General features: G+C 28.5%; 9 protein-coding genes. 1 reads left to right on the forward strand and 8 read right to left on the reverse strand.

Translation table 11 applies throughout. The features are described 5' to 3' along the window. The coding region (locus tag B0175_RS11250) for a beta strand repeat-containing protein (protein ID WP_210004303.1) at window positions 1-3,490 on the forward strand (3,490 nt) is incomplete at its 5' end. A gap of 38 nt (window positions 3,491-3,528) precedes the next feature. Here B0175_RS11250 and B0175_RS07080 read toward each other — a convergent pair. The 8 genes from B0175_RS07080 to B0175_RS07115 form a co-directional block, all read right to left on the reverse strand. Next, window positions 3,529-4,830 (reverse strand): aminotransferase class V-fold PLP-dependent enzyme, encoded by a 1,302-nt coding sequence (locus tag B0175_RS07080; protein WP_108527936.1) that lies wholly within the window; start codon window positions 4,828-4,830, stop codon window positions 3,529-3,531. An 86-nt stretch (window positions 4,831-4,916) separates the two neighbouring features. Beyond that, entirely contained in the window at window positions 4,917-6,215 is a 1,299-nt protein-coding gene (locus B0175_RS07085) for a saccharopine dehydrogenase C-terminal domain-containing protein (protein ID WP_108527937.1), read from the reverse strand. 12 nt (window positions 6,216-6,227) lie between these two features. Beyond that, the gene (locus B0175_RS07090) at window positions 6,228-7,316 is read right to left on the reverse strand and encodes a sulfite reductase (protein ID WP_108527938.1); all 1,089 of its coding nucleotides are present in this window, start codon (window positions 7,314-7,316) and stop codon (window positions 6,228-6,230) included. 9 nt (window positions 7,317-7,325) lie between these two features. Next, window positions 7,326-8,735, reverse strand: a complete 1,410-nt coding sequence (cysN, locus tag B0175_RS07095; protein ID WP_108527939.1) for a sulfate adenylyltransferase subunit CysN — start codon at window positions 8,733-8,735, stop codon at window positions 7,326-7,328. Window position 8,736: 1 nt separating this feature from the next. After that, entirely contained in the window at window positions 8,737-9,648 is a 912-nt protein-coding gene (cysD, locus tag B0175_RS07100) for a sulfate adenylyltransferase subunit CysD (RefSeq protein ID WP_108527940.1), read from the reverse strand. Between the two features lie 62 nt (window positions 9,649-9,710). Further along, window positions 9,711-10,415: a phosphoadenylyl-sulfate reductase gene (locus B0175_RS07105; RefSeq protein WP_108527941.1), complete on the reverse strand. Its 705-nt coding sequence runs from the start codon at window positions 10,413-10,415 to the stop codon at window positions 9,711-9,713. 8 nt (window positions 10,416-10,423) lie between these two features. Further along, window positions 10,424-10,654: a DUF2061 domain-containing protein gene (locus tag B0175_RS07110; RefSeq protein WP_004511051.1), complete on the reverse strand. Its 231-nt coding sequence runs from the start codon at window positions 10,652-10,654 to the stop codon at window positions 10,424-10,426. A 35-nt stretch (window positions 10,655-10,689) separates the two neighbouring features. Then, the coding region (locus B0175_RS07115) for a pyridoxal-phosphate dependent enzyme (protein WP_146175187.1) at window positions 10,690-11,016 on the reverse strand (327 nt) is incomplete at its 5' end.

Consider the following 11,016-nt stretch of genomic DNA (forward strand, 5'->3'; position numbering starts at 1 on the left):
AGCACAAGGTGATGATGTATGGGAAGATGGAGAGACTAAAGAGTTAGGAGCAACATCAGTAGAAGTAGTAGCAAATGCAGGAGAGACAACAGCTCCAACATTTGAGAATTTAAATGTAGATTCTACAAAAGCTACAATAGAGATTATAGATACAACACCACCAACTGTTACTATAACAGGAAGTACAGTATCAGAATCTAATACTGGTACAGTAACAGGTAATAAAACAATAGGAACAGTTACTATATCGTTTAATAAACCATTAACTGAAGATTTAACTATCACATTAAATAATGGTCAAAAAATTGATTTTAAAGTAGGGGATACAACTAAAACTATTGAAGTTGAAACATCAAGAGTAGATGATGCATATAAACAAGGTACAACTACTGAAACAGTATCTATAGTAAGTACATCAAATTCAAAAATAGATATAACAGATAAAACAGCAACTATTACAATAAATGATGATGTTGATCCAATTGATGTAACAGTTACAGCAGTTGTAACAACACCAAAAGTTATTGATGTAAATACAAAAACTGATGGTACAACAGGAGTAACTATCAAGGCTTATGGAAGCGATGGAAAAGAGACTAATTTAACGACAATTACAGGTACAAATCATGATGGATTTGGTGTTGAAACTAAAGTAAATGGTAAATCTGTTAATAACTCAAATGGTGATACAAAAGAGTTGGGAGTTGGTGAAAAAATTGTTGTAGAATTTACTGATAAAGACGTAAATTCGCTTGATGTATCTTTTGCATGGAGAAATAACCATGAAACAGCAAAACTTACTTTTATAAATGATGGTAAAATTGTAGGTTATGCCACAGTTACAGGAGATGGTTCAAGTACAACTAAAGCTATAGTTACTTATTATGATGAAAATGGAGAAATATTAAAAGTAGTTAATGCAAAAGGAAGTTCAGATAAAGTAGATGAGTTATTTACTTTTGAATTACCAGATTCAAATGGGGGAATTGTATCATTTGATACAGTTGAATTCTCTGCTCCTAAAACGGTTGATGATTATTTAATAAATTCTATTGTTTATAAAGAAGTTGTAAATACTAGCATAACTGATGTTTTAACAGATGGAGGGAAAGTAACATTTAATATTCAAGTAGATGAAAACTATCCACCTCAAGGAAAAGCAACTGCAATAGTTGAAGTAAACGGAAAAGAGTATGAAGTTTCATTAAATGCAACAGGTAGAGGAACTTTAGAATTAAGTTCTAGTGATTTAGGTACAGACTTATCAAATGTAGAAGTAAAAGTAGTCAGAATTGAGGGTGGAAACTATGAATCAGTAAATTCAACAACTGCTGAGTTTGATTTTACAACATCAGGAACTGGAGATAATTTAAGTTCTTCAAATGATAATATTAATACATATGAAGATACAGCTTACATTTTAAAAGTAACTGATTTTGGAGAGTATGGAGAAAAAGTACAAGAATTTAAAATTACAGAATTACCAACAAATGGGAAACTTTACTTAACAGTTACTACAGGTGAAACTATAATAGATAAAGATGGAAATAAAACTATTGCTACTGAAGATACAAAAGTTGAAATTTCAAAAGACCAAATTATAAGTCTTGCAGATATTGCAGCAGGAAAAGTTGTATTTGAACCAAATGAGAATAGTGATGAAAATGGAAGTTTTGAATTCCAAGCTGGTGATGGAAATGGAAACTTTAGTGACGCTTCTTATACAACAACTATTGATGTAAAAGCAGTTGCAGATGCACCAGAAGTAACTATAAGTGTTGTAAAAGCAGGAACAATTGAGGTTTCAGTTGGAACTGGAAATAGTAGTAATAGTGAAAATAATTCAGATATTAAAGAATTAAATTTATTAAATACTGAAAAAGCAGTAAATGATTGGGGAAGTAATTCTCAAGATATTAACAAAGACTTAGTATTTAGTAATGGAAATATTGATAAAACATTCCAAAATTTTAACAATGGAAGTGTAACGACAGGTTCAGGAAATGATACATTAAGATTTGCAAGTGTAAATAATGGCAAAGTTATAAACACTGGTTCAGGAAATGATAAAGTTATTTTTAATCAAGATTCAAGTGTATCTTTAAATCTTGGAAATGGAAATAATGAAGCAGATTTTGTTGGTGGATTTAAAGGAAGTGTATCTTCTGCTGAGGGCAATGATAAAATTTTAATAAATCAAAGTGCAGAAGGATCAATTAATTTAGGGGAAGGAAATAATACTATAAGTATTGGTGGGGTGTTATCTGGAAGTGTTGCTACAGGAAGTGGAAATGATACTCTTGTAGTAGGACAAAATGTACAAAATAAATCAAGTATTGATTTAGGAGAAGGAAATAATACTATAAGCATTGGTGGAACTTTTGAAGGAAATATTTTAACAGGAACAGGTTCTGATAAGATAATTATCAATGGAAATATTAATGGAAATGGAAATTCTATTTCTACTGGTGCAGGAAGTGATTTTGTTCAAATAAATGGTCAAGTTAATAATGTAAATGTAAATCTTGGTTCGGGTGATGATGGTATTAGATTTAATCCTGGTAACTTTAATGATTTCAGAAGTAGTACTTTTGATGGAGGTAAAGGATTTGATACTTTGTATCTTGAAGGTTCAATAAGTAGCTATGGAGTTATAGATAAACAAACAGGTAAAATAATTACATGGCAAGAATATGTATCATTAAATAGTGATGCCGAAGGTTATGCAAATAAAGAGTTTTATATTTATAAGCAAAATACAAATCAGGCTATTACTGTAAAAAATATAGAACAAATTGTGTTTAGTGATGAAACAATTGGTGACAAAGTTGATACAACAACAGTTTACAAATATGATATTTCTTTAAGTGCACAACTTACAGATACAGATGGAAGTGAAAAACTATCTGATACTATTACTTTAAAAAATATTCCAGAGGATTCAAAATTATATGGAAGTGATGGAAACGAGATAAATGCAAATGATGACGGAAGTTATACTGTAAAAGTAGGTGAAAATGGTGAAGCAAAACTTACTTTAACAAATGAAAATGAAGTTTCTGATACAGATTTAAATAGCATTAAAGCAAGTGCTACTTCTAATGAAGTAAATGAAAATGGTGAAGTTACAGATAGTGCTACTTCGACAGTTGATAATATTTTAAGTACAGATATTAATCTTGATAATTTATCAAGTATTATCAGTGAAAATGGTGAAATAAATTTAGCTAATAGTAAAGCTGAAAATATAAGTTTAACTTTAGATGATGTTATAAAATTAAGTGGAGATGATAATGTTATTAAAATCTCTGGAGACAATTTTGATAGCGTTACATTTAAAGATACTGTTGGTGAAAATGGACAAGAAAATAATTGGTCTAAAGTGGCAGGAACAGATACTGATCAAGGTTATGATATTTACACAAATAGTGGTGATCCAACTATTCAAGTTAAAGTTGAACAACCAATTTCTGATGGTATTACTAACTAATTCTTAAAAGCTGGGTAGAATCTCAGCTTTTATTAAAACTATTTAATCGCTTTTTTTATACTTTCAATTAAATTTTTTATATCATCTTTTGTTTGTGAAAAATGAATAGATACTCTAACCCAACCTGGACGATTAGTTTTATCTAATTTTTCAATTCCAAGTAAATCATGCCCATATGGTCCAGCACAAGAACATCCCGCTCTTGTTTGAAAACCATCTTGAGAAGATATTTTATTGCATAAATCATAAGGGCTTAAACCTCTTATATTAAAAGAGATAATTCCTATGTTTTGGGCTTCTTGATTTCCATAAATTACACAATTTGGTATTTTTTTTAATTCATTTATTAAAAATTCTTTTAACTCATCTTTTTGTTTTTTTATAAAATCAAAACTAATCTCATTTCTTAGTTGATATGCCAATGATGCACGAATGAGTTGTAAAATACCTGGAGTTCCAGCATCTTCTCTTGTTTCTATCTCTTTTTGATAAAGTTGTAAATCTTTATTTACATACTCAACTGTTCCTCCCCCTGCAAATGTAGGAGCAATTGAAGTATCTATTAAATCTTTTCTAATAACTAATAAACCACAACTTCCAGGACCACCAAGAAGCTTATGCGAAGACATAAACATAGCATCAAAAAGATGACAAGGTATATTCATATATGGGCTACTTGCTGCTGCATCAAAGCAGATAATTGCATTGTAAGCTCTTAATATTTTTGAGATTTCTTCATATGGAGTTATTATTCCCGTTACATTTGAAGCAATACAAAAAGAAGCAATAATTTCTCTATTTTTATTTTTTTCCAAAATCTCTTTTAAGTGATCTAAATCAACTAAACCATCTTTATCCAAATTTACTCTTTGTGTTTCACACAAAGCCTCTCTAAAAGAAACTTCATTTGAATGATGTTCATAAGGTCCAACAATAACTAAAGGAGCAGATTCTTTATCGATTTTGAAGTTAAATCTTTTTTTAGTCGCAGGTGGAATATAAAGTCCTAATAATTCTTGAAAATGCTTTATTGCTGCAGTTGAGCCACAACCACTTGGAAGTATTGCAAAATCATCAGTTAACTCTAAATTATGAGCAAGATTAATTCGGGCTTTTTCATAATAATTTGTTGTTTTATCTGCATTAGAAGCTTCTTTTGAGTGCGTATTTGCATAAGTTTCTAAAACATCGTGTATTCTGTTTTCAATTTGTCTAAATCCAAGTCCTGAAGCTGTATAGTCAAAATACTCTTTTTTATTTTTTCCAATAGTGTTATATCGAATAAAATTTAGTATATCAGCATCTTTATCAAAAAAAGGACGAAAAATATCTTTATTCATAAAATTTTCTCTTTAAAAATTAATAATATTTATATAGCGCATAATTCTAGCTTATTCTTAATTAGTATTTGTTTTTTACCACGGGCTTATTTTATCGAATTGATTAAATTGATTTTATAAGAAGTAAGCTCTCTTTTTATTATGTCATTTGTAACAGCACCTAAAATAGATGGTAGTTTTTCTGTTACTAAAACACCTTTTATCTCATTGTTTTTTTGATTTAACAAAGTATAGAATATCAAAATTCCTGCTCCAATTCCAGTTGGATAAGAGATATATGTTGAACCAGAATAATGCGTTTTAGTTAAGTTTGTATATTTGTTAAAAGATATACCTATTGATTCTGTGCTTTTTATTTTTTTAGAATTTTGAGGATAAGAGATTTCTAAATATATATCAGCAACAGCAGAAAATTCAGCATATTTTATAACTTTATTTTTTACATAATCTTCTATTATTTGTGGAGATTTCATCTTTGGAATAACATCTTTGATGATACTATTTATAGAAATTTTTGAATCTTTATAACCATAACAATATTTATTTGATAAAAGATTAAGTTGGTAAAGATTTTTCATCAATTCTATTTCATTTCCACCAACAAACATCCTAATATCTTCAACATCTTTAAAACTTTGTTTTAAAGAGATTATTTCTTCTTGAAAAACTGGATAAACCTCTACAAAATTTTTAAAATATGGAAACTTATAAGTTTTTGATTTTGAAAATGGTTCGATTTTTTTTAAATTATTTTTTTTGAAAAATAGTGGTGAATAAGATATCTCTTCAATTGCTACTTTTGGTGACCAAGAAAATATTAGTTGTTTTGACTGAATCTCTTCTAATAAATTTATCTCTATTTTATTTACTTTTGTTTCGTAAGGTAGGTTTGAAAGTGAGTAAATTCGTTCACCTATCAAAAAGTTAGTTATTCCTGGAGATATTCCTAAATTTATCAAGGCAAAAAGAGAATTTTTCTCGAACTCTTCATTTAAGTTTTGTTGCTCAAATTGTAAAGATGAGATTACATCGTCATTGTAAATGTCACTAGCTAAATCAGCATAATTTGTTTTAAAATTTAAGGCTAGTTTCATTATAAAAAGATTGTAATCTGGAATAGAAGTATTTATAAAAATTGTTGATTTCTCTAAATACTTTGTATAGTTATTGTAGTTTGTGAAAACTTCTTCGAAATCTTTTATTTCTAAAAATTCAGAGTTATTTAAAACTTCTGTATTTTTAAAAAAATGTGATTTAGCTTTTTTTATATCTCTTACAACAAATAAAAATTTTATTTCATCATTTGAGCTTTTTTTTGTTAAATCATATAATAATCTAGCAATAACACTACAAACAGCTCCCACTCCAAAAAAAACTATTTTCACAAAAAAACTCCATTAAATAAAAGGATTAAAATTTGTCTTTTCTAAATCATTTGCTAAATTTTTAGCATTTGTAGATGGTACATCAAGGATTATAATATTTCCTTTATGTGTAATTTTTATTTTTGAAGCACTATATTTTTCAAATAAAGCTAATAAATTATCAATTGTTGAACTTGATAATTCATTTGTATCAACTTTACATCCAATATAACTTTGCCCTTCAATTTTACTTTCATTTATTCCAAATCTTGGTTTTTTTGGTGTTTTATCTTTTGAAATAATTGCATTCTTTTGAACTTTATAATCCATCATAGAGTTTAAAATATCAAAGAATCTAATATAACCTAAATCTTTAATCAAATATTCAAAGCTACTTTTTTCAATATCATCTCTATCTCCAAAGTCTTTATAAATATTTGCAATACAAGTAGCACATTTTACAACTGATGAAGGAGTAATAAATCCTATATTTTTATCCAAAATATTTAAAGCAAAAATTATTTTGTCTTTAGAATCTTTTGTTGCATTGAAGCTAATATCAGGTGTAAAAGCTACATCACAACCTTCTTCATATCCACTTATTGCAATGTGAAGTTTGTTTGGAAGATTTGAAAAATTTCTATTTCCTATAAAAGTATCGTTTAATTTATTTGCAAGTGGTTCTACATCAAATATTTGTGTTTTATCAATACCATTTACTGGACAAGTTAAAACTCTTCTTACTGTATGACCATTTTCAAAAAAAGTATTTAAATTTACTTCATTTAATTGTTTAAAAATATCTGGAATATTACCAATCTTTAGATTCTTTAATATAACTTTTTGTTCTTTACAAAACATCAAATTGCCATTACTATATTTTTTTGAAAGTTCATTTAATGTTTTTAATTGAACTAAATTTAATTCACCCAAAAATAAAGGAATTCTTAGTTCAAAAAACTCTTGTTTTTCATCTTGTGCATAAATTCCATACCAATTAAATCTTTCTAAATCTTCTAATGGAATTAATTCTGCAAAAACAGCGTAGAAATAGATATCCGTTAAGATATCTATTGTTTTTTTCTCTTTTTTGATTTTTTCAATATTTAGATTTTGTGACATAAAAACCTTCTAAAAAATCTCTTTACATTCCCAATGAGGGAAATGTTTTCTAACAAGTGCATTGAATTCAATTTCAAAATCTGAATAAATACTATCTTTTTTAGTTTGATTTTCAGATTTATTTCTTATCATTCCTGCACCAACCGTATTATTTGTAATTCTATCAATGATAATAAAACTTCCCATAGCTTTATTTTTATCATAAGAATCAAAAGCAATTATTTGTTCTAAATCAAGCTTCGCTCTTGCAATTTCATTTAGATTTAACACATTTGCTTCACTTTGCTCTAAAGTATTTACATCTGTTTTATAATAAAAGTGGTCAACAGTTCCAACTGTTTGACTAGTTGCTCTTTTGATAAAATATTGTTTACCTTTTGTTAAAGGCTCTTCATTCATCCAAACAATATCTACATCAAAGTTACTTGCTAAATCTGATTGCTCATCACTTTTTACAATAACATCACCTCTACTAATATCAATTTCATCATTTAAAGTTAATGTAATTGCTTGTTGAGCATAAGCATATTCTAAATTACCATCATAAGTAACTATCTTTTTTACTGTTGAACTTTTTCCTGAAGGTAAAACTGTGATTGCATCACCAACTTTTATAATTCCACTAGCAATTGTTCCACAAAAACCTCTAAAGTTTAAGTTAGGTCTGTTTACGTACTGAACAGGTAATCTAAAGTGTTCTAAATCTCTATCTTCATCAATTTTAATAGTTTCAAGAAGATTCATCAACGTATCGCCTTTATACCAAGTAGATTGTTCACTTCTTTTTACAACATTATCACCATTTAAAGCAGAAATAGGAATTAAAGTTATATCTTCTGTCATTCCTAACTCTTTTGCAAATTTTAAGTATGAAGCTGAAATTTCATTAAATTTATCTTCACTAAAACTAACTAAATCCATTTTATTTACTGCAACTACTATATGTTTTATTCCAAGTAATTTAGTAATAAAAGAGTGTCTTCTTGTTTGTGTTTGAACACCATATCTTGCATCAATTAAAATAATTGCCAAATCAGCTGTACTTGCACCAGTTGCCATATTTCTTGTATATTGCTCATGACCTGGAGTGTCTGCAATAATAAATTTTCTTTTATCTGTTGTAAAGTATCTGTAAGCAACATCAATAGTAATACCTTGTTCTCTTTCGCTTTGTAAACCATCAACTAAAAGAGCTAAATCAAATTCACCTTCAGTTGTTCCAACTTTTTTACTATCTTTTTTTATTGCTGCTAATTGGTCTTCGAAAATCATTTTTGAATCATGTAATAATCTTCCAATTAAAGTTGATTTTCCATCATCAACGCTTCCACAAGTGATAAATTTTAATAATTGTTTATTTTCGTGCTCTTTTAAGTAGCTTTCAATATCTGTTGCTATTTTATTTTCTATTTGTGACATCTTAAAAGTATCCTTCTATTTTTTTCTTTTCCATTGAACCAGCTGAGTCATTATCTATAACTCTTCCTTGTCTTTCACTTGTTTTCGCTAATAACATCTCTTGGATAATTTCTGGTAGAGTTGTTGCAGAACTTTCAACAGCTCCTGTTAAAGGATAACATCCAAGTGTTCTAAATCTAACCATTTCTTCTTTTATTACATCATCTGGACCAATTGGCATTCTGTCATCATCAACCATGATTTTTACACCATCTTTTTCAACAACAGGTCTTTTAGCAGCAAAATATAAAGGAACAATTGGAATTTGCTCTAAATAGATATATTGCCAAATATCAAGTTCTGTCCAGTTTGAAATAGGGAAAACTCTTATACTTTCATCTTTATGAACTCTACCATTGTAAATATTCCAAAGTTCAGGTCTTTGATTTTTTGGATCCCATCTGTGATTTTTATCTCTAAAAGAGTAGATTCTCTCTTTTGCTCTTGATTTTTCTTCATCACGTCTAGCTCCACCAAAAACAGCATCAAATTTATATTTGTTTAGTGCTTGTTTTAAAGCTTGAGTTTTCATAATATCAGTATGAACTGCACTTCCATGAGTAAAAGGTCCTATGTTTTTTTCAATACCTTCTGGATTTGTATGAACTAAAAGTTCAAAACCTTCTTCTTTTGCTCTTTTATCTCTAAATGCAATCATCTCTTTAAATTTCCATAAAGTATCTACGTGAAGTAGAGGAAATGGTAATTTTGCAGGTGCAAAAGCTTTAAGTGCAAGATGTAACATAACAGCAGAATCTTTACCAACACTATACATCATAACTGGATTACTAAACTCAGCAACAACTTCTCTAATAATATGAATTGATTCAGCTTCAAGCTGTTTTAAATGAGTCAATCTTTCCGTACTTATCATTTTTTATTCTTCTCCATTAATTTTTGACGAGTTCAAATTAAAAGTTTGAATTTGTCGAAATTTTATTTTTTGTGTAAACCACACTCTTTGTGCTCTGGGTTTTCCCACCACCATCGTCCTGCTCTTATATCTTCACCATCCTTAATGGCTCTGGTACAGGGTGCGCAACCAATACTTGGAAATCCTTGGTCATGAAGTTTATTATATGGAACTTTATTCTCTTTTATGTAGTCCCAAACATCTTTTTCACTCCAGTTAATTAAAGGATTAACTTTTATAACTTTAAAGTTTTCATCCCATTCAACTAAAGGCATATCTGTTCTTGTAACACTTTGAGAAGCTCGTAAACCTGTTACCCAAACTTCTACATCTTTTAAAGCTCTTTTTAAAGGTTCAATTTTTCTTATATTACAGCAATTTTTTCTATTTTCGATACTTTCAAAATGTCCATTTACACCTTGATTTTTATAAAGTTCTTGTACTTTTTCATTATTTGGAAAAAATACATCAATTTTTATACCATATTTTAAATTTGTAGCATCCATAACATCATAAGTTTCAGGATGAAGTCTTCCTGTATCAAGTGTAAAAATAGATGCATTTTTGTCTTTTTTAAGCAAAATATCTGTTAATACTTGATCTTCTGCTGCTAAGCTTGAACTTAAAGCAACATTTTTAAAATTATCTAAAAAATAAGCAATTACATCTATTGTTGTTTTATTTTTAAGTTCTTTATTAATATTTTCTAAATCTTCTTTTTTACTCATTTATTAGCCTAAATTTGATAATCATTTCCTGTTTCTTTTACTTTTCCAAAAGATAGTTTATTCCAAGCTCTTTCGTGAAAATAGTATAAAGCCATTTTAGTAATTACTTCAATAGAACCAATTGAAGCTGCCATTATTAAATTACCAGTTACAAAATATGAAACAATCATTGTATCAAGTGTTCCTACTGTTCGCCAAGATACTGCTTTTACAACTGACCTATAAGGTTTTTCGTGCATTTAAATTCCTATTTGAATTGATATGAAGAAGAGTCCTACTCTTCATCATAATTATATAATCCAGAACTTAAATATCTCTCACCTGTATCACATAAAATTGTTACTATTGTTTTACCTTTATTCTCTGGTCTTTTTGCTACTTGACTTGCTACATATGCGTTTGCCCCTGCGCTAATACCTACAAGCAACCCCTCATTTTGTGCTAATCCTCTTGATGTCTCTATTGCTGCATCATTTGACACTTGTATTATCTCATCATATATTTTTGTATTTAATACATCTGGTACAAATCCTGCTCCAATCCCTTGGATTTTATGTGGTCCAGGATTCCCTCCACTTAACACTGGACTTGCTTCTGGTTC

It is taken from the genome of Arcobacter lacus (assembly GCF_003063295.1).
GTDB classification, from domain to species: domain Bacteria; phylum Campylobacterota; class Campylobacteria; order Campylobacterales; family Arcobacteraceae; genus Aliarcobacter; species Aliarcobacter lacus.

Coding starts and splice junctions, on each gene's coding strand:
- B0175_RS07090 (WP_108527938.1), bottom strand. CDS start 7,316: ATGTCACAAAATCTAAATATTGAAAAAATCAAAAAAGAGAAAAAAACA.
- B0175_RS07080 (WP_108527936.1), bottom strand. CDS start 4,830: ATGAATAAAGATATTTTTCGTCCTTTTTTTGATAAAGATGCTGATATA.
- cysN (WP_108527939.1), bottom strand. CDS start 8,735: ATGTCACAAATAGAAAATAAAATAGCAACAGATATTGAAAGCTACTTA.
- B0175_RS07110 (WP_004511051.1), bottom strand. CDS start 10,654: ATGCACGAAAAACCTTATAGGTCAGTTGTAAAAGCAGTATCTTGGCGA.
- B0175_RS07105 (WP_108527941.1), bottom strand. CDS start 10,415: ATGAGTAAAAAAGAAGATTTAGAAAATATTAATAAAGAACTTAAAAAT.
- cysD (WP_108527940.1), bottom strand. CDS start 9,648: ATGATAAGTACGGAAAGATTGACTCATTTAAAACAGCTTGAAGCTGAA.